The following is a 23139-nucleotide window of genomic DNA, read 5'->3' as shown; positions in this document are numbered from 1 at the left end:
ATGACCGAGATCGCCGATCAGCCCGCACAGCCGGAGCCCGCCCCCGCCGCCCGCCGCCGTCCGCGGCGCGCCGCGGCCCCGGCCCCCGCCGCCCGGCCCGCCGACCCGGCCGCCGCGCCCGGGGAGGGCGAGCCCGCGGGCCAGGACTGGTCGTCGTGGCCGACCTACAACGCCGCCACGCTCGGCTTCCGGAACTACTGGTATCCCGTGGAGTGGGCGCGCCGGGTCGGCCGGAAGCCGATGCCGATCACCCTGCTGGGCGAGCAGATCGTGCTGGTCCGCGAAGGCGACAAGGTGCGCGCGCTGCACGACCGCTGCCCGCACCGCGGGGTGCCGCTGTCGCTGGGCCGCCGCGAGTTCGACGGCACCATCAGCTGCCCGTACCACGGCTGGACGTTCGACACCGAGAGCGGCAAGCTCTGCGCGGTCATCACCGACGGACCGGAGTCGCCGATCTGCGGCAAGGTCTCCGTGCGCACCTACCCGATCGAGGAGCGCCTGGGCCTGGTGTGGGTGTACGTCGGCGACGGCGCACCGCCTCCCGTCGAGCGCGACATCCCGAGCGAGCTGCTGGAGAACCCGTTCGTGATGGGCGGGCGCACCGACATCCGCGACGGCAACTGGCGCTTCGCCGCCGAGAACGGCTTCGACGAGGGCCACGCCAAGTACCTGCACAACACGGCGCTGTGGCGGCTGTTCAAGGTGATGCCCGCCTGGAACAAGACCCGCGTCGTGGAGTCCGAGAAGGACGGCTGGCTGATCCGCGTCCAGGACGAGGTGCATTGGGAGGCCGACTTCCCGGGCCTCGGCACGTGGACGAACAAGCGCTGGTGGAAGCGGATGCCGCTGCCCGACGCGCCGGGCAAGGCCGCCGACATCAACCCGGTCATCAAGGAGATGGACCTGCCCGGTTTCGTGTCGATCCGCCTGCCCGGCCTGCTGCGCGTCGCCTACCCGCACTTCATTCACTACGAGTGGTATGTCCCGGTTGATGCGGACCACGTGCGTTATGTCCAGATCATGGTCCGGTTCGAGCAGGGTCTGAAGGCGTCGGTGTTCAAGGCCAAGTACGTCTCGTTCATCCGCTGGCTGTTCCACGGCCAGTTCACCGGCCAGGACGCCTGGATGGTCGACGTCATGGACGCTCCGCCGGAGAAGCTGTACCGCCCCGACCTGTCGGTGACGGCCTGGCGGCGGCTCATCGAGCGCAGCGGCCTGAAGGTCCAGCGGGAGAAGACCGGCCTTGAGCGCTGACGCCCCCGCCGGCGGGCTCGTCGACGTCGGCGGCTTCGGCCTGCACGTCGCCGAGACCGGCACGGGCCGCCCCACGGTCCTGCTGCACGGCGGCGGCCCCGGCTGCACCGCCTGGTCGGACTTCGCACCGGTGGTGCCGCGCTTGGCCGCCGGACGGCGGCTGATCCTCGTGGACTTCGCCCAGTACGGCGCCTCCGACGATCCGGACATCACCGGAGTTCCGGCGGACTTCCACGCCGCCGCGCTGCTCGCCCTGCTCGACGCGCTCGGCGTGGCCGAGTCCGACCTGGTCTGCCAGTCGCTGGGCGGCCTCGCGGCGTTCGCGCTGGCCGCGCGGGCTCCCGAGCGGGTGCGCCGCCTCGTCGTCACCGGGAGCCAGCCCGCCCCCGCCCCGCCCGGCGTCGGCTCGAACACCTGGCTCGGCCTGGAGGCCCGTGACCGCTACTACGGCGGAGACGGTCCCTCCCCGGCCAAGATGCGGGACCTGCTCGCTGCCCTGGAATGGCACGATCCGTCCCGGCTCCCGGTCGAGACCGTCGCGCGTCGGCACGCCGCGGCGACCACGCCCATGGCGCTCGGCCTCCTCGCCGAGCCCGCGCGGCGCGGCACCCCCGGCGATCTCGCGGCGGTCCTGCCCGAGGTCACGGCGCCGGTGCTGCTGCTGTGGGGCGAGCACGACCCCTTCGCCGGGCCGGACTACGCGCTGTCCCTCGCCGCCCGCCTGCCCCGCGCGGACCTCGCCGTCCTCGGCCGGACCGCGCACCACCCGGCCGAGGAGCGGCCCGCCGCGTACGCGCTCGCGGTGTCGGCCTTCCTCGACGGCGACCCGACCTGACCCCCGACTCCGCCGACCCCTGGAGGTATCCCATGTCCCGTAAGACCGTCGCCCTCACCGCCGCCGCCGCGGTCGCGGCGGGCCTGGTCGCGGCCGGGCCGCTGCGCCGTGCCGCCGGCCTGGCCTTCCTGTACGCGACCGGCACCGTCGTCCGCGACGAGCGTCCCGCCGGGAGCCGGGATGCCTGACGCCGCGGCCCCGCTCGATCCCGAGCGCGCGGCCTGGGCCGAGGCGGCCCGCGCCCGGGTCGACGACGCCCGGCTCACCGAGCTGGTCGTCGGCATGGTGTCCATCCCGAGCCCGACCGGCGAGGAGGGCCCGCTGGCGCGCTGGCTCGCCGACCGGATCACCGAGGCCGGGCTGGAGGGCCGCTACCAGCCGATCGACGCCCGCCAGGGCAACGCCGTCGGCCGGCTGCGCGGCGACGGCACCGGCGCGGACCTCCTGCTGTACGCGCCGATCGACACCCTCAGCGTCGGCACCGAGGAGGAGGACGTCCCGCAGGTCGGGCCCGTGCTGCGCCCGGACATGCGGCCCGAGGCGGTCGTGGACGGCCCGTTCGTCATCGGGCTCGGCGCGAGCAACCCCAAGGGGCACGGCGCGGCGGTCATCGCCGCGGCCGAGGCGGTCGCGGCGGCCGGGATCCCGCTGCGCGGCGACCTGCTCGTCGGGCTCGGCGCGGGCGGGATGCCGACCAACGCCCGCCCGGGCGCCCGGTTCAACGCCGGGCAGGGCAACGGCTGCTCGTTCATGCTGGAGCAGGGCGTGTGGGCCGACCACGCGGTCATCGCCAAACCCGGCTGGACCGCCGCGTGGGAGGAGGTCGGCCTCTGCTGGTTCGAGGTGACCGTGCGCGGCACCTACGGCTACGTCGGCAGCCGCCACCGGATGCCCTACCGCAACCCGATCGTGGACGCCGGGACCGTCATCGCCGGTCTCGAGGCGTGGCTTCCGCGCTACGCCGCGCGGCATACGTCCGGGCTGGTCGCCCCGCAGGGGAACGTGGGCTGGATCGAGGGCGGCTGGCGAAGGACCGCGTCGCTGTCGCCCGCGGCCTGCCGGTTCCACGTCGACCTGCGGATCAGCCCGCGCACCACGCCCGCCGAGGCGCGCCGCGAGTTCGCCGCGGCGATCGACGGGATCCGCGCCGCCCACCCGGAGATCGACCTCGACTGGGAGATGACCGTCTCGATCCCCGGCACCGCCACCCCGGAGTCCGACTGGATCATCCGGGCGGGCAAGGCCGCCTGGGAGGAGGCCGAGGGCCGGCCCCACGAGCCCATCCTGAACAACTCCGGCGCGACCGACGCGAACATCCTGCGCGCCCGCGGCCTGTCCACGCTGCGCACCGGCATGGACCGGATCGGCCCGGACGCGCCCCTGGCGCTGGACTTCCCGGCCGGCATGAACGTCGTGGACGTGCGCGAGGCCCGTCGCCTGGTGCGCGCCCTCATCCGGATCATCGTCGACACCTGCACCCGTCCCCGGGAGGAGACCCTGTGAGCAAGATCGTCCTTGGCGTGGGCGCCTCGCACAGCACCCTCATGAACACGCACTGGGCCGAGGTGGATCACCTGCCCGGCGCGCACGCCTTCCGCGACGGGCTGGACGAGGCCCGCCGGCTGATCGCAGAGGCGCGACCGGACGCCGTCGTCATCCTCGGTTCCAACCACTTCCGCGGCTTCTTCCTCGACCTGATGCCCGCCTTCACCCTGGGCGTCGGCGAGGTCAACGGAGCGGGCGAGGCCGGGACGCCCGGCGGGCCCCTGCCCGTCGACACCGCGCTCGGCCGGCACCTCGTGGACTCCCTCGTCGGCGCGGGCTTCGATCCGGCCTTCTCGCTGCGGCTGACCGTGGACCACGGGATCACCCACGGCCTGCAGTACCTGACGCCCGGCCTTGACGTGCCGATCGTGCCGGTCGTGCTCAACATGTTCGCGCCGCCCCTGCCGTCGCTGCGCCGCTGCCACGACCTGGGCGCGGCACTCGGCGACGCGATCGGGAACGACGGCCGGGACAAGCGGATCGTCGTGATCGCCTCCGGTGGGCTGTCGCACCGGCTGCCGTGGCCCAAGTGGTTCGACGCGCTCACCGACGACGACAGGTTCCTGGTCGAGGCGTGGTTGAACGGGCGCGACTCCTGGAGCGAGTACGAGATCCGCCGCCGCCAGATCATCCTGGCCGCCAAGCCCGACATCAACCCCGGCTTCGACGCCCGGCTGCTCGGCCTCCTGGAGGGCGGCGACCTGTCGGAGCTGCTGCCCCTGACCGACGACGAGGTCGCCGAGACCGCCGGCAACGGCGCCCAGGAGATCCGCTCCTGGGTCGCGATGGCCGCCGCCGTCGGCCCCGGCGAGGGCCGCACCCTCGCCTACGCGGCGATCGACGAGTGGCTGACCGGCATGGGCGTCGCCGTCCTGGACCCGAAGAACTAGAGGAAGAGCGAGAAATGAGCATCTGGACCGACCTGACCGGCATCGACTTCGCCGTCCGCCACGTGGACGTGAACGGGCTGCGCACCCGCTCCCTCGTGGCCGGCGAGGGCGAGCCCGTCATCTTCCTGCACGGCACCAGCGGGCACCTCGAGGCGTTCGTCCGGAACCTTCCGGCACACGCCGCCCACTACGCCTGCCACGCCATCGACATGATCGGCCACGGCTACACCGACGGCCCCGACGCCCCCTACCGGATCCCCGGCTACGTCGAGCACGTCCTCGGCTACATGGACGCGGTCGGGATCGAGCGCGCCCACTTCGTCGGCGAGTCCCTCGGCGGCTGGGTCGCCGGACGCCTCGCCGCCGACCACCCGGAACGGGTCGGCCGCATCACCCTCGTCGCGCCCGGCGGCACCGTCGCCAACCCCGAGGTGATGGAGCGCATCCGCACCAGCACCCGGCTCGCCGTCGAGACCGACGACATCGACCTCACCCGCAAGCGCCTGCACCTGCTCATGCACGACCCGGCCGCGAACGTCTCCGAGGAACTCGTCGAGGTCCGGCACGCGATCTACCACCGGCCCGAGTTCGTCAAGGCCATCGACAACCTCCTGTGCCTCCAGCAGATGGAGAACCGCAAGGAGGACCTGCTCAGCCCAGAGCAGATGGCCCGCATCACCGCGCCGACCCTCATCGTGTGGGGCGCGCAGAACCCGTTCGGCGACGTGCCCGAGGCACACCGCATGAACGCCTCCATCCCCGGCTCTCGGCTGGAGATCTTCGCCGAGTGCGGGCACTGGCCGCAGCACGAGCACGCCGCGAAGTTCAACGCGCTCAACCTCGCGTTCCTCGCCGAGGGCAAGGCGTGACCGCGCCCCGGATCGGCGTCCGCATCCCGCCCTGCGCCCGCGCCGACACCGTCGCGGCGGCCGTGGCGCGGGCCGAGGAACTGGGCTTCGACGAGGCCTGGCTGCCGGACTCGCAGCTGCTGTGGCGCGACGTCTACACCACGCTGACGGCGGCCGCGCTCGCCACGTCGCGGATCGGGATCGGCACCGCCGTCACCAACGTCGAGACCCGGCACGTCGCGGTCGTCGCGTCGGCGGCCCGCAGTGTCGCCGAACTGGCGCCGGACCGGTTCACGCTGGGGATCGGCGTCGGCAACAGCTCCGTCGGCCCGGTCGGGATGCCGTCGAGCACCGGCGCGCGGATGCGCGAAGGCTTCACGACCCTGCGCACGCTGCTCGCGGGGGAGGACGTCGACTTCAACGGGACCGTCTCACGGCTGCGCGACGCGGCGCCGGTGCCGCTGGTCATGGCCGCCAGCGGACCGCGCAACCTGCGGCTGGCCGGGGAGATCGCCGACGGCGTGCTGCTGCTCAGCGGCGTCTCCGACGCGACCCTCGCCGACGCCACCCGGCGGGTCGCCGAAGGCGCCGAGGCGGCCGGGCGCGGTCCGGTCGGGCTGATCGCCTCGGCGTTCTGCGCCGTCACCGACGACGTCGAGAAGTCGGCGCGGCAGCTCAAGCCCATCGTCGCCGGGATCGCCGGGACGGGCGGGGCCAAGGCCCTGGCCCTCGCCGGGATCGAGCTCGGTGACGTGCCCGCCCGCGTCGAGGGCGTCTACCCCGACCTCGTGCACGCCGAGGACTGGGACGGCGCCGTCGAGATCTGCTCGCGGTGGGTGAGCGACGAGGCCGCCGCGGCGTTCGCGCGGTCGTTCTGCCTCTTCGGCACCCCGAAGGAGATCACGGCCCGGCTGACGGAGCTGGGCGAGGCCGGGATCGCAGGCGTCTACCTCCAGCACGTCGGGTCCTACGACCTGCCGTACGAGCTGATCGAGGCCGTCGGGACGACCGTCCTGCCGGGGCTCGGCCGCTGAACCGCGTACGAGCGGGCGGCGGCGCCCGGGGGAGAGAGGAGGGGGCACGGTGAGCGTGCTCGGAGAACTCGCAGAACGAGGGCGGCGGGCCGCCGCGACGGCGGACGCCGCCGCGCGCGGGCTCGCGGGCCTGCACGTGCTCGACACGCTCGGGTGCGTCGCCGCGGGCGCCTCCCACCCGGTCGCCCGCGACCTGGCGGCGCTCGCCGGGCTCGACGGCGCCGAAGATGTCCGGGTGCTGGGACTCGGCGGGCGGCGTGCGCTGCGCACCGCCGTCCTGATCGAGGCGTCGCTCGCGCACGTCGACGAATACGACGCCGTCCACCCTGGGGGCGCGGTGGTCCCCGCCGCGGTGACCGTCCCGGCCGCGCTGGCCGTCGCCGACCGGGAGGGTCTGCCGGGAAGGGCCGTCGCGGACGCCGTCCTGGCGGGCTACGAGGTCGTGGCCGAGGCGGGCCTGCGGTTCGGCGGGCCCGCCCTCTACCCGCGCGCATGGTGGCCGACCGCGGTCTTCGGCGCGCTGGGCGCCGCGGCGGCCACCGCGGTGCTGCTGGACCTCGGACCGGAGCGGACCGAGGCCGCCCTGGCGCTGGCCGCGGCCGGTCTCGGCGGCCTGCTCAGCGCGGACGTGCTCGGGACCGGCCATTACCTCCTCGCGGGCCGCGCCGCCGCCGACGGGGTGGAGGCCGCCTACCTGGCGCGGGCGGGCGCGGACGCCTCGCGCACGCTCCTGGACGGTCCCGCGGCGGCGGCCCTGGGCCGGTCCGCCGGACCTCCGACCGGTGCGGGCCCTCCGCATCTGTCCTGCTGTCCGATCAAGCGGTATCCCTGCGCCCGGCCGCTGCACGCGGCGCTGGACGCGCTCACCGGCCTGCGCGAGGAGGGGGTGGCGTGGGAGCAGGCCGAGACCGTCGAGATCGCGCTTCCGTCGACGCTCCTGCGCTTCGTCACCGCGGAGCGGGAGCCGGCCGGGCCGACCGAGGCGGCGGCGAGCGCCGCCTTCGCGGTGGCGGCCCTGCTGCACGGCCGCGCGGGCGACGCACGCTTCTACCGGGAGCCGCTTCCGGCCGGCTCACCCCGGGTCGTCCTGGTGCCGGATCCGGGGCTGGACGCCCTGCTGCCCGGCCGCTGGGCCGCCCGGGTGACCCTCGGGTTCCCCGACGGCGGCCGCGCCGAAGGGCGCTCGGACGGGGCGCGGGAGGTCGGCGAGGCCGAGGTCGTCGGAAAGTGGCGGCGGCAGCTCGGCGGGCCCGGCGGGTCGGCCGAGGCGGACGCCTGGCGTGCGCGGTGCCTGGCGCTGGACGCGGTCGCCGACGTGGCCGAGCTGCGCCGCGACTTCGCCCGCCTGCTGCGCCCGGAGAATGAAAACACGATACCGTAACCTGTACGGGACGAATGGGAGCGGGAGAGCCGGAAGAGCATGGCGCGCAAGAGCAGCGTAAGCCTCGAACGCATCGTCGAGGCCGCCCTGAAGATCGCCGACGAGGTCGGCCTGGACGACCTGACGATCCGCAACATCGCCTCCGAGCTGGGCGTAGGTCCGATGACCCTGTACGGCTACGTGCGGAGCAAGGACGAGATCCTCGACGCGATGGCCGACCACGTCCTCGGCGGGATCACCATGCCCGAGGCCGACCCGGCCGACCCCGGGGCCGTCCTGCGGGCCGCCGCCACCGGCTTCCTGGCGATGATGCGCAGGCACCCCAGCATCGTCCAGCTGATGACCAGCCGGGTCACGATGAGCATGCACTCGATGGAGGGCGGTCTGGAGGGCGTGCTGGCGCGCTTCCTGGAGGCCGGGATCCCGCCCCGGACCGCGGTCGGCTGCTACTCGTTCCTCATCACCTACTCCCTCGGCTTCGCCGGCTACCAGCACCCCCGCCCGTGGGGCCACACCGGTGGCGACGGGGAGGTCGAGGAGCTCCGGCGCCAGCGCAGGCACTTCTACGCCTCGCTGCCCGCCGCCAAGTTCCCCAGCGTCGTCTCCATCGCCGACGAGCTCGTCGACCTCCCGGCGGACGCCCAGTTCCACTTCGGCGTCGAGTGCTTCATCGCCTCGGTGCTGCCCACCCTGCCCGCCCGCGAGGTCTGACTCCGCGGGAGTCCCGGCCCCGCGTCGGCCGGTGAGGTGCCGGCGGCGCCGGCGTTCGCCCTCTCCCGGATCCGGCGCCGGTCTCGGCACCCGAATTCCGGGTCGGAGTTTCGGCTCTGATAGGCATGCTCGATAACGGCCTGCCCCTTATCCGGTGTACCGGCTTTTCTCCGATGGCGCCGGCCCCGCGTGGGCTCTCGATGTCCCCTGCCTGCGGAGACTCTCGGTCGTGCGCGAGTTCTCGGCTGGGACGCGCAAGACCTTGCCGGGAGATTTGTCGGTTAAAAACACGTTTCGGGCATTGACCTTTATCTAAGTAGCGTACATAGTACACACCACTGGCGGGCGACCTTCGTCCCTCTCGCGGGGGCCCAAGTGCCCGTCGTTCGCCCTACTGCCGTGCGTGCGCTCCCGGTGATGCGCCCGCGCTCGACCCCCTGGAGGTTCCGATGGGAAGCCCGTTCACGCCGGGGACGGCGGCCGCGTGAGCGCCCCGGCCGTCGTGGCGCACGGCGTCAGCAAGAGGTTCGGCGCGTTCACCGCGCTCGACGGGGTGGATCTCGCCCTCGAGGCCGGGGAGGTGCACGGCCTCATCGGTTCCAACGGAGCGGGCAAGTCGACCCTGATCAAGGTGTTGTGCGGCGCGCACGTCCCCGACACGGGACGGCTGGAGGTCGAAGGGCACAAGGTCGACTGCGCGACGCCCGCGCAGGCCGAGAAGGCCGGGATCACCGTCGTCCACCAGGAGACGCACCTGTTCCCCGAGCTGACCGTCGCCGACAACATCGTCGTCGCCGCCCCGCACCGGCGCGCCGGACTGCTGCGCGACCGCCGCGCGGACCGTGCCGAGGCCGCCGAACTGCTCGCCGTCCTGGGCGTCGAACTCGACCCGGATCGGCGCGCGGGCACCCTCGACCTCGCCGAGAAGAAGCTCCTCCAGGTGGCCCGCGCGCTGCGCGCCAAGCCGAAGCTGCTCATCCTCGACGAGCCGACCGCGGCCCTGGAGCCGCGCCAGTCCCGCCGGATCACCGAGCTGGTGCGCCGCCTGGCCTCCGACGGCCTCGCCGTCATGTTCGTCAGCCACGACCTCGACGAGGTCCGCGGCCTGTGCGATCGGATCACCGCGATGCGCGACGGCAGGATCGTCGCCCGGCTGGAGCGGGCCGAGGCCACGCCGCGCGGGCTCGCCGAACTCGTCGCGGGCCGCGCCCTGGCCGGCGCGCCGGACCGCGGCGTGCACGAGGCGGGCGACGTGCTCGTGCGCGCCGACCTGCCCGACGCCCCCGGCCTCGCGCTGCGCCACCGCGAGGTGGTGACGCTGACCGGCATCCTCGGCTCCGGTGCGGGCCGCTACGCGCGCACCCTCGCCGGGGCGCGCAGGCCCGCCAAGCCGGAGCGGGGCGAGCGGCCGGGCGGCGTGACGGTCGGCGAGCGTCGGCTCGCCCCGCACAACCGGGTCGGCGCGGTCGCCGCGGGCGTCGGGTTCGTGCCCGAGGAGCGCAAGCGCGACGGTGTCCAGCCGTTGCTGAGCATCGAGCGCAACATCGTGCTCGGCGACGTCTCGGCATTCACCCGGTTCGGCATGCTCGACCGGCGGAAGACGCGGACCGAGGCGCTCCGGCTGATCGAGGAACTCGACATCCGCCCCGCCGACCCGACCTACCTGGCCGGGCTGCTGTCGGGAGGAAACCAGCAGAAGGTGCTCATCGCCCGCTGGCTCGCCGCGGGCGCCCGCGTCCTGGTGGTCGAGGAGCCCACCCACGGCATCGACATCGGCGCCAAGGAACACGTGCTCCGCCAGCTGCGCGCGTTCGCCGACGAGCGCGGCTGCGTCGTCGTCGTGGCGCTGGAGAGCGAGGAGTTCCGCTCGATCACCGACCGCTACCTGGCGTTCCGGCGCGGACGCCTGGTCGCCGAGCTCACCGCAGACGTCACGCACGCCGACCTGATGACGGCGTGCCTGGGCGAGAACCCGGAAGGTCCTGCCTCATGAAAAGAAAACTGCCCGCCCTTGAGGACGTGTTCATCCCGCTTCTGCTGGTGGTGCTCGTCGTCGTCCTGAGCACGTCGACGGGCTCCTTCCTCAGCAGCGGCAACCTCCTCAACATCCTCAGCTCGATGGCGATCCTCGCGATCGTCGCGTTCGGGCAGACGTTCGTCATCGCCGGCGGCGGCTTCGACCTGTCGGTCGGCGCGCAGGTCGCGCTGCACGGCGCGGTCGGCGCGATCGTCATGCGCGACACCGGGAGCATCCTGCTCGGCCTCGCCGCGGGGGTGCTGTCCGGGGCGGTGTTCGGCCTGGTCAACGGGCTGCTCGTGATCGCGCTGAAAGTCCACCCGTTCATGATCACGCTGGGCACGTCGGTCATCGGCGTCGGCACCACACTGATCATCACGCACGCGGTGTCGATCGGCGGGCTGCCCGCGGAGATCGCCGGATTCGGCGTGGGCCGTCCGCTGGGCGTGCCGTGGATCGTCTGGGTGATGGTCGTCTGCTTCGCCGTCGCCACGTTCCTGCTGAGCGTGAGCCCGTTCGGCCTGCGCGTCCTGGCCGCCGGAGGCAACCGGGAGGCCGCGCGCCTGTCGGGCCTGCGCACCGAGCGCACGGTCGTCGCGACGTTCGTCCTGGCGGGGATGTTCGCCGCCGTCGCGGGCCTGGCGACGACCGCGCGCCTCCAGTCCGCGCAGCCGACCGTCGGCGAGGGCCTGGAGCTGTTCTCGGTCGCCGCGGCGGTCCTGGGCGGCAGCGCCCTGCACGGCGGCCGCGCCGCGATGTGGCGGACGCTGCTGGGCGTCCTGGTGATCTCGGTGATCCAGAACGGCCTGAACCTCAATGGCGTCGGCGACGCCTGGCAGGAGGTCACGGTCGGGATCGTCTTCATCCTCGCCATGTCCGCCGAGCTGCTGCGCCGCTTCTCCCGCCTGCGCGCGGGCCGCGCCACGCCGCCCCGCAAGACGATCGCCGACGCGCCCGCACCCGTGCCGGCCTCCTGACCCTCCCACCCTTCATCCCCGTCCCCCCGAAACAGGAGATCCACCCAATGCGCATCACCGGCATCCGCGGCGTCGCCGCCACCGCCCTGATCATCGGCCTCGCGGCCACCGGCTGCGGCTCCGACGACTCGTCCGGCGCCGCCGAAGGCAAGCCCACCATCGGCGTCAGCTTCGCCGCCCCCCGTATCGCCCTGTACGCGGGCATGCAGAAGGGCATCGAGGCCAAGGCCAAGGAGCTCGGCGTCGAGGTGGTCTTCACCGACGCGGGCGGCGACCCGCTCAAGCAGGCCAATGACATCAACGACCTCATCGCCAAGAACGTCGACGGGATCCTGGTCTCCGCGATCGACGCGAACGCGATCGTGGCGCCGCTGAGCGCCGCCAAGGCCGCCGATATCCCGGTCATGACGGTCGCCCGCGACGTCGCCGACAAGAACAGCCGCGCCTCCTACATCGGCAACGACTGGGGCAAGTCCGGCCGGCAGATCGCCGAGTGGACGTGCGAGAACGTCAAGAGCGGCAAGATCATCATGGTCAAGGGACCCTCCGCCGCGCCGTATGTTCAGGAGATGACCGCGGCGTACAAGGAGGTCGTGGGCTCGGCCTCCTGCCCTGACCTGTCGGTCGCGCACGAGGTCAACGTGACCGCGCTGACCGCCGAGGAGGGACTGAAGGCCACCAAGGCGTCGCTGCTCGCCGTCCCCGACGCCAAGGTCGTCTACGCCAACCTCGACGACTTCCTCGGCGGTGTCGTCCAGGCGATCAACGAGGCGGGCAAGACCGGCGACGTCACCGTGACCGGCTTCGACGGCATCCCCGAGACCCTCGCGATGGTCAAGGACGGCCGGGTCGGCTTCGAGATCGCCCTCCAGCCGAAGAAGTGGGGCGGCACGGCCCTTCAGACGATGCTCGACAAGCTCGCCGGCAAGGAGGTTCCGGCCCAGGTCGACATCGAGACGAGGCCGTTCGACAAGACCAACGCGGGCGACCTCACCGAGGCCGAACTGGAGTAGCACCGTCCGTCCGCCCTTCGTTTCCGTCTAGGGATCCCTCATGAACATCACCGTCAACGGGCAGACCCGCGACCTGTCGCCGGCGCCCGGCACCGTCCTGGCCGCGGTCCTGCGCGAACGCTTCGGCGCGACGTCCGTGAAGCTCGCCTGCGAGCGCGGCGAGTGCGGCGCCTGCACCGTGCTCGTCGCGGGCCGCCCGCGACTGGCCTGCGTGACGCCCGTCGAACTCGTCGACGGCGAGGTCACCACGGCCGAGGGACTCGCGGAGGAATCGGCGGACCTGCGAGCGGCCTTCGCCGACCTGGGGGCGTTCCAGTGCGGCTTCTGCACGCCCGGCCAGGTCGTCAACGCCACGGCCCTGCTCCGCGCCGGCCTCCCGGCCGACGCGGAGCGGGCGCGGGCGAAGGCGCGCGCCCACATGTCGGGCAACATCTGCCGCTGCACGGGCTACGCGGCGATCATCGAGGCCGTCTGCGCGACGGGGCGGGCCCGCGCCGAGGCGGGAGAGGAGACGCGGTGACATCGCAGATCGGGCGGAACGTCAGGCCGCTGGACTGGGAGGCGCGCTCCCTCGGCCGGGTCGACTACGTGAACGACCTGGCCGGGCCGGAGCACCTGCACGCGGCGGTGCTGCGCTCGCCCATCCCCTACGGGAAGATCCTCCGGCTCGACGTCCGGGCCGCGCTGGCGATGCCGGGGGTCCGCGGGATCATCACCGCCGAGGACTTCCCGCCGGGCATCACCTACCTGCACCGGGGCGGGCACATGTCCGACCGGCCGCCGCTGGCCTCCGGCGTCGTCCGGTACGTCGGGCAGGAGATCGCCGCGGTCGCCGCCGACACCCCCGAGCAGGCGCGGGCCGCCGTCGCGGCGATCCGGCTCCGGCTCAGGGCGCTGCGCGCGCCGCTGACCATCGGCGAGGCGCTCGCGCCCCGCGCCCGGGCCCTGCACGGCGACCGGCCGGGCGAGCGCAACGTCGCGATGCACTGGAAGAGCGGGTGGGGCGACCCGGACGCGGGCGTGGCCGCGGCCGACGTGGTGGTCGAGGGGGACTTCGTCTACCCGAGCGTCGCGCACGCCTGCATGGAGCCGAACGTCACCCTCGCCCGGTGGGACGCCGAGCGGGGGAGCGTCGAGCTGTGGACGTCCACCCACGCGCCCTACTTCGTGGCCAAGGAGGTCTCCCACCTTCTCGGGATCGACCACGACAAGGTGGTGTGCCGGGAGGTCGCTACGGGCGGCAGCTTCGGCTCGAAGTCGAAGGCGTCCGAGCACGAGATCCTGGCGGCGGCCCTGGCCCGCGAGACCGGATCGCCCGTGCTGATCTCCCTGACGCGCGAGGAGGAGTTCGCCTCCAACAAGCCCCGGCACCGGTTCGAGACCCGTCTGCGCACCCACGCCGACGCCGCAGGCAATCTGCGCGCCTTCGAGACCGAGGTGAACGTCGACAACGGCGCCTACTCGCACATGGGCTCGTCCGTCATGCGGGTCGGCGTCATCACCCTCGGCTCGGTCTACCGGGCCGACGGGGTGCGCTTCGACGCCAGGCTCGTCGACACCGCCACCCAGCCGGGCGGCCAGTACCGCGGCTACGGCACGCCCCAGGTCGCGCTGGCCATGGAGAGCCAGCTCGACGAGATCGCCGAGAAGATCGGCATGGACCCGATCGACCTGCGCGTCCGCAACGCCGTCGCGCCCGGCACCGAGACGCTGTGCGGCTACAAGGTCACCACGACCCGGCTCGTGGACTGCCTGGAGACCGTCCGCAGGGAGCTCGACTGGGACGTCAAGAAGGCCGCCCCGGCATACGGGCGGGGCCTGGGCGTCTCCAGCGCCGCGCACGGCTCCGGCGCCTTCGCCTACCCCCTGGCCAACCTGAGCGAGGCGGGCGTCGACGTCGATCCGGACGGCACCGTCCGGGTCAGGTTCGGCGGATCGGACGCCGGCACCGGGCAGAAGACCATCCTCGCCCAGATCGCCGCCGAGGAACTCGGCGTCGCGCCCGAGGACGTCGAGGTCCTGTCGATGGACTCCGAGCGCACCCCGCTCGACCTGGGCGCCTGGTCGTCGCGCGCGACCCACATGTCCGGCATGGCCACCGGCATGGCCGCCCGCGAGATGGCCGCCGAACTGCGCGCGCTGGCCGCCGACAAGCTCGGCTGCGCCCCCGCGGACGTGGACCTGCGCGACGGCGCAGCCCACCACGAGGGGTCCGCGATCCCCTTCGCCGACCTCGCCGCCGCCAAGGGCGGCCTCAGCCTGGAGAGCCACTACGAGCTCAAGGGCACCGAGACGATCACCCCCGGCGAGGACAAGGCCAACCTCTCGCCCACCTACTCCTTCGCCGCGCACGGCGCCGAGGTCGAGGTGGACGTCCGGACGGGCGAGGTCACCGTCGTCGACTACGTGGCCGCGCACGACGTCGGCCGGGCGATCAACCCGGTGATGGTCGAGGGCCAGATCATCGGCGGCGCCGTGCACGGGCTCGGCGCGGCCCTGGGGGAGGAGCTGATCCGGACCGACGGCCGGGTCGTCAATCCCGCCTACCTCAACTACGCGATGCCGCGCGCCGCCGACGTGCCGGAGGTCCGGCCGTTCATCATCGAGTCCCACGACGACGCCGGGCCCTACGGGGCCAAGAGCATCGGCGAGATCCCGATCGTGCCGCCGGGCGCGGCCGTCGCCAACGCCGTCTACGACGCGGTCGGCGTGCGGATTCGGGAGCTGCCGATCACCCCCGACAAGGTGCTGCGCGCCCTCGCCGAGAAGGAGGGGCGCGTCCGAGACCACCGGCTGCCGCGGCGTCCCGGCCGGTGGTGGATCGCGAGTATGCGGGCCGCCTACCCGTTCGGCCTGCACGCGGCCCTCGACCGCTGGGGCACCCCGTTCGGTCGCCAGGGGCGCCACCCGGCGCGGCGGAAGCCCGCCGCCGCCGTCGCCGAGATCCTCCGGCCCGCGACCGTCGCCGCGGCGTGCGAGGCGCTGGCCGGCAAGGACACGGCCGCGATCGGCGGTGGCACCGACCTGCTGCTCCAGCGCCGCCAGGGCCTCGCCGAGCCCGCCCGGATGGTCTCGACGGCCCGGCTGCCCGGCCTCCGCGACATCATCGAGGAGGCCGACGGGTCCGTCGTCATCGGCGCGGCCGTCACGCTGACCGAGGTGATCGAGCGGTTCGCCGACGCGGTCCCGGCGCTGGCCGAGGCCGCCGCGTCGATCGCCTCGCCGCAGATCCGCAACGCCGCGACGGTCGCGGGCAACCTGCTCCAGGCCAAGCGCTGCTGGTTCTTCCGTAACGACTTCCCGTGCTACAAGCGCAACGGCGTCCTGAGCCCGTGCTACGCGATCCTCGGCGACCACCGCTTCTACCACGCGGCCGTCGACGGGCACCGCTGCCAGGCCGTCACCCCGTCGGACCTCGCGACGGTCCTCGCCGCGCTCGACGCCGTCGTGGAGCTCGCCGACGGGCGGCGGATCCCGATCGGCGAGCTGTACAGCGGGCCGGGGGAGACCGTGCTGAAGGCCGCCGACCTCGTCGTCGCCGTCCGGCTGCCCGAGCCGGGTCGGGCCTGCGTGTTCGAGAAGCTCGCCCTCTACGCGGGGGACTTCGCGGCGGTCGCCGTCGCGGCGTCGAGCAGGTCGGGCGAGCGCTGGGACGACCCGCGGATCGTCTTCGGCGCGCTCGCGCCCACTCCGTGGCGGGTCACGGGAGCCGAAGCGGCCCTGGCCGGGACGCCCTTCGCGGCCTCGGCGCTGCGCGCGGCCGTGGACGTCGAGCTGACCGCGCACGGCCATCCGCTGCCGGGCAACGCCTGGAAACTGGACGCCGCCGCGGGCCTCGCCGAGCGGGCGGGCGAGCGGCTCGCCGGTGCCTGAGCCACCGAGTGGACACCGGGAGTGTCCGGGGACAGGATGTATCGGAAGGGATGGACGATCTTGTTTGAGGCGGGGGAGAAGTGACGACGGCAGAGTCCGCGGCCAAGGGGCGCCGCTCGGACAAGAGCCTCACGGCCGAGGACATCCTCGCCGCCGCGATCGAGATCGGCGACCGGGAGAGCCTGGACGCGCTGACGATGCGGCGGCTCGCGGGTGAGCTGGGCTTCAGCACGATGGCCCTGTACCGGCACTTCAAGAACAAAGAGGGCATTCTCGACGGGATGGCCGACCAGGTGCTCGGCAACCTGCGCCTGCCCGAGGAGGTAGGGCCCGATCCCGTCAGCGAGGCCCGCCGGGTCGCGGTGGCCATGCTGGACATGATGCACGAGCACCCGTGCGTGGTCCGCCTGCTGTCGACCCGCACCACGACGAGCCACGGCTCGCTGCGCGGCTCCTTCGAGCAGATCCTCACCCGCCTGCGCATGACCGGCCTGTCCCCGGCCGAGGCCGTCCGCGTCTACGGCCTCCTCATGACCTACACGCTCGGCTTCTCCGCCTACCAGATGCCCCGCCCCTGGGGCGGCGACGACGCGGCCGCCCACGAGCTGCGCCGCCAGCGCAAGCACTTCTATTCGGCCCTGCCCGCCGACGAGTTCCCCCAGATGATCGAGCTCTCCCCGGAACTGTCCTGGCTCCCCACCAACCGCCAGTTCCACGAGGGCCTGGAGATCCTCCTCAAGGGCCTGAAGGCCGACCTGGCCTGACCGTCCCCTCGGCTCGCGGGAAGGCGTTCGTCGCGCAAGGCCGAAGCCCCGCGGCGGCCGTTCGGCTGCGCCACGGGGCCTCGGCGTCCGCTGCCCGTGGCGATCGGGAGGGGACGTGTGGAACGTTCCGTTCAGTGGAAGGTGATCCGCACGAGTCTGCTGTCGAGCCAGTCCTCCAAGCGGGTGGGCTGGGCGATGGTGCCCGGATTGTGGGGTTGGTTGAGGTCGGCGATGATCTCGGTGAGGATCCTGCGGCGTTCGCCCGGGTCGGTGACCGGTGCGGCGCGGGCCCGCAGGTCGGCTTTCACGCCGTGTTCGAGGTGGAAGGTGAACTCGGGGTCGGCCAGGAGGTTGGCGTACCAGCCGGTCGGGCGTCCCTGCGTGCCGCTGCACAGGTAGCTCTCGCCGAGAGCGCGGTAGAAGAAGATCTCGATCCGGCGGGGGCGGCCTGTGCGGCGGCCCGTCGTGGTGATGTCGATGATGCGGTCGCGGGTGGTGGCGGCCGGGGTGAACTCGACCGCCCGGCGGACTGCGGGGTCCATGGGCGCTTCCCTTCTCGGGTGTCAGGCGGCGTCGTGCTTGAGCGCCGGGCCGAGCAGGAGCCCGCCGTCGACGACGTACTCCGAGCCGGTGGCGAAGGACGCCTCGTCGGAGGTGAGGAACAGCAGCAGGCGGGTGACGTCGGAGGGCTCGCCGAGTCGCGGGATCGCGAAGGGCTCGGGCGAGTAGAAGTCCGAGATGGGCGCGTCGCTGCCCGCGGCGGGCTCGGTGATGAACGGGGTGGCGATGACGCCGGGGTGAACGGCGTTGACCCGGATGCCGTCACGGCCCAGTTCCAGGGCCGCGGTCTTGGTCAGCCCGCGGATCGCCCACTTGCCGGCCACATAGGGGGCGTAGAAGGCTGTCCCGCCGATGCCGGAGGTGGAGGCGATGTTGACGATCACGCCTCCGCCGGCCCGGCGCAGCGACGGGGCGGCCGCCTTGATGCCCAGGAAGGCGCCGGTCAGGTTGATGTCGAGGATCCGCTGCCAGACGCGCAGGTCGGTCGCCTCGATCGGGGCCGCGGGGTTCTGCACCCCCGCGTTGTTGACCAGAACGGATAGGGGGCCGAAGCGCTCCTCGGTCGCCTTGATCGCCGCGGCCCAGGACACCTCGTCGGTGACGTCCAGCCGGACGGACAGGGCGCGGTCTCCGAGTTCGGCGGCGAGCGCGCGGCCGCGCTCTTCGGCGATGTCGGCTATGACGACGTTGGCGCCCTCGGCGTGGTAAGCGCGGATGTGGCTGACGCCCTGCCCGCCGGTGGCTCCGGTGACCAGCACGGTGCGGTCGTGGAAACGCATGGTTCTCTCCTCTAGGGCGAATAGTGAGTCGAGTGACTCGCCTCGCTGGGAAGGTTAGGCAATGCGCCAGTGGTGAGTCAAGTCGCTCACCTCGCCTAGGATGGGCGTATGACGACCGAACCCTCCGCGTACCACCAGCGCGTCGCGCGGCAGAAGAGGAAAGCGATCTTGGAAGCGGCGACCAGGCTGTTCCTCGACTCCGGGTACGCGCGGACCTCGCTGGCCAAGGTCGCGGAGGCGGCGGAGGTGTCGAAGGCGACGCTGTTCAAACAGTTCCCGACCAAGGCCGCGCTGTTCGACGCGATCGTCACGGCCTCGTGGCGCACCGGCGAGGAGGACGTCGTCCGGCCGTCCGCGGGGGATCCGGGCACGGGCCTCGCCCTGATCGGCCGCCGGTACGTCGCGCTGCTCACGAGCCCGGGAATGGCGGACCTGTTCCGCATCGTCATCGCCGAGATGCCGCGCTTCCCCGAACTCGCCGAGGCCCAGTTCAATCAGGGAAAGATGCCCTATTTCGACTCCGTTCGCCGCTATCTGGAGGCCGAGTGCGCGGCGGGCACGATCGCCGTGGACGATCTCGACCTCGCCGCCACCCAGTTCCTCGGCATGATCTCCAACTACGTGTTCTGGCCGCGCATGCTGCTCCCGCACTGGGCGCCCGACGAGGCGTCCATGGAGCGCGTGGTCGATGAGGCGGTCCGCATGATGCGGGCCGGCTACGGCACCGGCTAGCGACCCGGTGCCGCGGCCGGACCGGCGAGGACCGCGGAGGCCGGGCCGAGGCAGAATCGGGCCGGGAACCGATAGGCCGTCACTACGCCCTGCGGACGCCCGGAGAACAGCGCGCCGAACGGATCCTGAACGACGACGAGTAGGGATCTGAGAGTTGTGGGATCACACGAGGTCCCGGGTCAGATTGGTGGGGAAGGACGATGTCCTGAGCCGTGGGGGCCGCGATTCTTGCCTGACCCCCCTCAGAAAGGTGCGATGCGATGCGCACTTTCAGTAAAGGATTGATGGCGGTCGTTCTCGCGGCCGTCACCATTCCGCTGGGCAGTCCCCCCGCGTCGGCGGAAGGGAATGCGACGGATATCGCGACCGCGATGCAGCAATGGCAGGCGAGCAACCCGGAGACGGCCGGGAATCGCGGCAAGACGCCGGGCCTGATCGCGCGCTGGGACGCAGGCGGAACGCAGGTGACGGTCGACGTCGGCGTGAAGAAGCCGAACGGCAACCCCGTCACCGAGAAGCGCGACGTCAACGACCGCTTCCGCGCCGGCAGCAACACGAAGATGCTGATGAGCGTCGTCATGCTGCAGCTCATCGACGCGGGCACGTACACGATCGACGGCGGGCCGCTGACGCTCGACTCGCCGATCCCGCTCTCCATCCAGAGCCAGATCACGGGCTGCAATGTCATGTACCAGGCGTGGTACGGCGGGAACACCTCGCAGCTGTGCTTCGACGCCTCGAAGATCACGATCCGGAGCCTGCTCCAGCACACCAGCGGGCTGGAGTCCTACGACAAGATCTACGACTGGCAGGCCAGCGTCGGCGCCGACTTCCTGCTCGGCCCGAACGGCCCGCTGCGCGACGGGCAGTACTACCTGGCGCAGCTCCTGGCCGACGGCGTGAGCCAGGGCCCGCTGTTCCCCGCCGACTGCGGCCGGAGCGCCACGGACACGATCCTGTGCCCGAGCAAGATCGACAAGGGCTTCTACTACTCCAACACCAACTACGTCGTGCTGGCCATGATCATGCGCCAGCTGACGAACAAGAGCTACGGCCAGCTCATCACCGAGAAGATCCTCCAGCCCGTCGGCATGACGCAGAGCAAGATGCCCGCGAGCTGGAACGCCGACGAGAAGACGGGCGTCGTCCGCGACCTGGACACTCCGCACTCCGACCACTGGACGGGCCTGCGCCTGGTCGGCACCGACCCGAAGGACCCGACCCCGCTCGGCCCGTACGACGCCACTCGCTTCAACCCCACCCTGACCGCGGGCGCCGGCGACCTCATGTCCACCACCGCGGACCTGATCAAATTCGACAAGGCGCTGCTGGGCGGCCAGCTCCTGTCCACGACCCGTCTCGCCGAGATGATGGACTGGTACACGCAGTTCGACGAGTCCGACGAGTCCCTCGCCTACAACGAGGCGGGCGATGGCGTCGACAACGACCTCGACGGGCTGGTCGACGAGACCGCGGCCGGCACCGCCCCCGGTGACCTCGCCGAGACGAACCACCCGTCGGTCGCCGGCGACGCCCACATGACCTACGGCCTCGGCCTGGCCAAGCGCACCTTCGACTGCCCGTCGGTGCCCGGCAAGACGGTGACGGTCTACGGCCACAACGGCTTCGTCCCCGGCTCGCTCACCTACAACTACATCACCGCGGACGGCACCAAGGCGATGGCGTTCAACCTCAACGCCGACTGGCCCGCCAAGCTCCGCCCCTACAAGGGCAAGAACTCCAGCACCGGTGCCTTCGACGTCGACCTCTACTGGAACTACGAACTCGTCATGATGTACGACATCCTGCGCGCCGGCTTCTGCTGACGCCCGCCCGTCAAGGCCGCCCCGCCCCGCCGCGGGGCGGCCCGCCCATCGGGGACCGCCCCCAGCGCCGATGCGCATCGGCGATCGGTGTCAGGCGAGACCCTGCGCCTCGGCTCGCTCGCCAACGACTGGTGGGCCTCCACCGAGGCCGACAACGGCGAGCTCGGCCGGGTTCCGGAGATCTACCTCGCGGGCGGCGCGACGTCGAAACTTCGAACCGGACGCGGGCCTCCGCCGACGAAGCCGCTGAGACGATCGGCCCGTCCGAACGCCGGGCGGGGACGGGCTCGGCGAGCACCCGGCAAAGGTGGTGCGGATGATGTCGGGTAATGGGGAGGGTTTCGCCGCAGGATGGGGGCATGGATGACATGACCTTGGTATCCCGCTTTCTTCGCGACGGCTTCGTGAAGGTGGAAGGCGCCGTCGCGCCGCGGGTGGCGGCGGACTGCGCGCGGCTGCTGTGGCGGGAGACGGGCTGCGACCCGGACGATCCGGCGACGTGGACGCAGCCCGTGCACTGGGTGCCCGGCATGGCGCAGGGGCCGTTCGCCGCCGCGCCCAACTCCCCGTCCCTGCATCGCGCCTACGACCTTCTCGTCGGCGCGGGACGGTGGGAGCCGCGCTACTCACTGGGCACGTTCCCGTTGCGCTTCCCGCACGCGGAGGAACCGGACGACGCGGGCTGGCACATCGAGGGGAGCTATCTGCCGGAGGGCGAGAGCTGGTACTTCACGAATCTGCGCTCCCAGGGCCGGGCGCTGCTGATGCTGTTCCTGTTCAGCGAGGTCGGTGAACGGGACGCCCCGACCCGGATCCGGGTCGGCTCGCACCTCGACGTGCCGAAGGTGCTGGAGAAGTACGGAGAGGACGGGGCGAGCGGACTGGCCCTCGCGCCCGACCTGGTGGCGGCGTCCGACCACCGGCCGGTCGCCCTCGCCACCGGATCCCCGGGCGACGTCTTCCTGTGCCATCCGTTCCTCGTGCACGCCGCGCAGCCGCACCACGGGACGCGGCCGCGCTTCATGGCCCAGCCGCCGCTGATGCCGGCCGCACCGTACGAACTGGAGCGGGCCGACGGCGCGTACTCTCCCGTGGAGATCGCGATCCGCCGGGGACTGGGACGGGAAACGCCCGGCCCGGACGGGGACGGCGCCGACCGCAGCGCCGGGTAGCCGTGGACGCCGCCCGGCACGGCGGTCGTCAGGCGGAAGGAGACCGGCGTGCTGGAGCGGCTGAACCAGGCCATGGAGCACATCGAGGGCCATCTCGACCAGGCCGTCGAGACGGAGGAGCCGGCACGCATCGCGGCCACCTCGGAACACCACCTGCGCCGGATGTTCTCCGCGCTCGCGGGCATGCCACTGTCGGAGTACATCCGGCGCCGAGGGCACCGAACTCGACTATCACCCAGCCGTGATCACCAACGCGGCCGCTCCGGAAGGCACGACCACGTTGGGGCCTGGGCCGGTCGCCGTTGGCGGGGACGAAGTCGACGATGAGCAGCGCCGATATCGATCTTGAGACTGAGCGGCAACGCCCTCATCTGGCAGCGCCACCGCCGCAGTTCCCCTTCGCCTTCCCCCCAGCCGGACCACACGCCCGTGCGACCGCCCTCCACGTCTCCCTGCAGAACAGCTCACGCGGCTCCGCCGGACGAAAAGGGCAATCTCCAACACCATGACCAAGGCCGCCGACGACACGACCGAATCCCCCGCCCCAGACCGCAACTGACATGACAGTGCGCACCCCCCGCTTAAATCCGTCGCCGGCGCTACGGCCACCAGGCCCGGGAGCGGCCGGACGACGGGCGAGATGCACCTATCGCCGATCGAGTTCATCGCGACGAGCCAAAACACGCCAACCAGACAAATAGGATCAATAGAAATATTGTTATCGAATGCTGCAATGCAGGCCGCAGTGGACATTCATTCTGCGCTTTTGCCACAAATCGCCCGATCGCGAGGCTCCGCAAGTGAATCGGCCTCGAGGTCTTCAACTACCCGTCGCGGCAAGGCCTCCCATACCTTGGAGCTAGCCGCATGTATCCGTGACGGCAACTCGGGCAAAGGCTGCATGAACTGGCGATTTCATCAGCTAGG

Annotated in this window: 20 protein-coding genes and 1 pseudogene; 19 read left to right on the top strand and 2 right to left on the bottom strand. The window is 72.3% G+C overall.

Going from position 1 to position 23139, the window contains the following annotated elements:
- The 15 genes from EDD29_RS23200 (at position 1) to EDD29_RS23135 (ending at position 17142) form a co-directional block, all read left to right on the top strand.
- The gene (locus EDD29_RS23200) at positions 1 to 1254 is read left to right on the top strand and encodes a Rieske 2Fe-2S domain-containing protein (protein ID WP_170201523.1); all 1254 of its coding nucleotides are present in this window, start codon (positions 1 to 3) and stop codon (positions 1252 to 1254) included.
- The gene (locus EDD29_RS23195; RefSeq protein ID WP_211359851.1) at positions 1244 to 2089 is read left to right on the top strand and encodes an alpha/beta fold hydrolase; all 846 of its coding nucleotides are present in this window, start codon (positions 1244 to 1246) and stop codon (positions 2087 to 2089) included. Before EDD29_RS23200 ends, EDD29_RS23195 begins: the two co-directional genes overlap by 11 nt.
- 32 nt (positions 2090 to 2121) lie before the next feature.
- A complete protein-coding gene (locus tag EDD29_RS45595; RefSeq protein WP_170201522.1) occupies positions 2122 to 2277 on the top strand; it encodes a hypothetical protein in 156 nt (51 codons plus the stop codon).
- Positions 2270 to 3592 carry a peptidase dimerization domain-containing protein gene (locus EDD29_RS23190; protein ID WP_123666438.1) on the top strand — a complete coding sequence of 441 codons (1323 nt, stop codon included), beginning with the start codon at positions 2270 to 2272 and terminating at the stop codon, positions 3590 to 3592. Before EDD29_RS45595 ends, EDD29_RS23190 begins: the two co-directional genes overlap by 8 nt.
- Positions 3589 to 4524 (top strand): DODA-type extradiol aromatic ring-opening family dioxygenase, encoded by a 936-nt coding sequence (locus EDD29_RS23185; RefSeq protein WP_123666437.1) that lies wholly within the window; start codon positions 3589 to 3591, stop codon positions 4522 to 4524. Before EDD29_RS23190 ends, EDD29_RS23185 begins: the two co-directional genes overlap by 4 nt.
- A 14-nt stretch (positions 4525 to 4538) precedes the next feature.
- The gene (locus EDD29_RS23180) at positions 4539 to 5393 is read left to right on the top strand and encodes an alpha/beta fold hydrolase (protein WP_123666436.1); all 855 of its coding nucleotides are present in this window, start codon (positions 4539 to 4541) and stop codon (positions 5391 to 5393) included.
- Entirely contained in the window at positions 5390 to 6406 is a 1017-nt protein-coding gene (locus EDD29_RS23175) for an LLM class flavin-dependent oxidoreductase (RefSeq protein ID WP_123666435.1), read from the top strand. The genes EDD29_RS23180 and EDD29_RS23175 overlap by 4 nt, the downstream gene beginning before the upstream one ends.
- Positions 6407 to 6455: 49 nt before the next feature.
- Positions 6456 to 7787 (top strand): MmgE/PrpD family protein, encoded by a 1332-nt coding sequence (locus EDD29_RS23170; protein ID WP_123666434.1) that lies wholly within the window; start codon positions 6456 to 6458, stop codon positions 7785 to 7787.
- A gap of 39 nt (positions 7788 to 7826) precedes the next feature.
- Positions 7827 to 8498 carry a TetR/AcrR family transcriptional regulator gene (locus tag EDD29_RS23165; RefSeq protein WP_123666433.1) on the top strand — a complete coding sequence of 224 codons (672 nt, stop codon included), beginning with the start codon at positions 7827 to 7829 and terminating at the stop codon, positions 8496 to 8498.
- A 484-nt stretch (positions 8499 to 8982) separates the two neighbouring features.
- Complete coding sequence (locus EDD29_RS23160; protein ID WP_123666432.1) at positions 8983 to 10491, top strand: sugar ABC transporter ATP-binding protein; 1509 nt, start codon at positions 8983 to 8985, stop codon at positions 10489 to 10491.
- A complete protein-coding gene (locus EDD29_RS23155) occupies positions 10488 to 11492 on the top strand; it encodes an ABC transporter permease (protein WP_123666431.1) in 1005 nt (334 codons plus the stop codon). The genes EDD29_RS23160 and EDD29_RS23155 overlap by 4 nt, the downstream gene beginning before the upstream one ends.
- A 47-nt stretch (positions 11493 to 11539) precedes the next feature.
- The gene (locus EDD29_RS23150) at positions 11540 to 12505 is read left to right on the top strand and encodes a substrate-binding domain-containing protein (protein ID WP_123666430.1); all 966 of its coding nucleotides are present in this window, start codon (positions 11540 to 11542) and stop codon (positions 12503 to 12505) included.
- A gap of 40 nt (positions 12506 to 12545) precedes the next feature.
- Positions 12546 to 13025 (top strand): (2Fe-2S)-binding protein, encoded by a 480-nt coding sequence (locus tag EDD29_RS23145; RefSeq protein ID WP_123666429.1) that lies wholly within the window; start codon positions 12546 to 12548, stop codon positions 13023 to 13025.
- Entirely contained in the window at positions 13022 to 16378 is a 3357-nt protein-coding gene (locus tag EDD29_RS23140; RefSeq protein WP_123666428.1) for a molybdopterin cofactor-binding domain-containing protein, read from the top strand. Before EDD29_RS23145 ends, EDD29_RS23140 begins: the two co-directional genes overlap by 4 nt.
- An 80-nt stretch (positions 16379 to 16458) precedes the next feature.
- Entirely contained in the window at positions 16459 to 17142 is a 684-nt protein-coding gene (locus EDD29_RS23135; RefSeq protein WP_211359850.1) for a TetR/AcrR family transcriptional regulator, read from the top strand.
- 131 nt (positions 17143 to 17273) lie between these two features.
- Here EDD29_RS23135 and EDD29_RS23130 read toward each other — a convergent pair whose 3' ends face one another.
- Both EDD29_RS23130 and EDD29_RS23125 read right to left on the bottom strand, forming a co-directional pair.
- Complete coding sequence (locus EDD29_RS23130) at positions 17274 to 17684, bottom strand: nitroreductase/quinone reductase family protein (RefSeq protein ID WP_123666427.1); 411 nt, start codon at positions 17682 to 17684, stop codon at positions 17274 to 17276.
- Between the two features lie 21 nt (positions 17685 to 17705).
- A complete protein-coding gene (locus EDD29_RS23125; protein ID WP_123666426.1) occupies positions 17706 to 18482 on the bottom strand; it encodes an SDR family NAD(P)-dependent oxidoreductase in 777 nt (258 codons plus the stop codon).
- 108 nt (positions 18483 to 18590) lie between these two features.
- Between EDD29_RS23125 and EDD29_RS23120 the strand changes: the two genes are divergently transcribed.
- The 4 genes and pseudogenes from EDD29_RS23120 to EDD29_RS23105 all read left to right on the top strand — a co-directional run.
- Positions 18591 to 19214 carry a TetR/AcrR family transcriptional regulator gene (locus tag EDD29_RS23120; RefSeq protein WP_123666425.1) on the top strand — a complete coding sequence of 208 codons (624 nt, stop codon included), beginning with the start codon at positions 18591 to 18593 and terminating at the stop codon, positions 19212 to 19214.
- A 284-nt stretch (positions 19215 to 19498) separates the two neighbouring features.
- On the top strand, positions 19499 to 21040 hold the full coding sequence (locus EDD29_RS23115; protein ID WP_170201521.1) for a serine hydrolase domain-containing protein: 1542 nt from the start codon (positions 19499 to 19501) through the stop codon (positions 21038 to 21040).
- A 359-nt stretch (positions 21041 to 21399) separates the two neighbouring features.
- Positions 21400 to 22212: a phytanoyl-CoA dioxygenase family protein gene (locus tag EDD29_RS23110; RefSeq protein ID WP_123666423.1), complete on the top strand. Its 813-nt coding sequence runs from the start codon at positions 21400 to 21402 to the stop codon at positions 22210 to 22212.
- Positions 22213 to 22260: 48 nt separating this feature from the next.
- Positions 22261 to 22425: pseudogene (locus tag EDD29_RS23105) on the top strand (AraC family transcriptional regulator); the annotation flags it as partial.
- Positions 22426 to 23139: the final 714 nt, after the last annotated feature.

The organism is Actinocorallia herbida (genome assembly GCF_003751225.1).
In the GTDB taxonomy this organism is placed as follows: Bacteria; Actinomycetota; Actinomycetes; order Streptosporangiales; family Streptosporangiaceae; genus Actinocorallia; species Actinocorallia herbida.
This window is presented reverse-complemented; position numbering and strand designations above follow the sequence as displayed.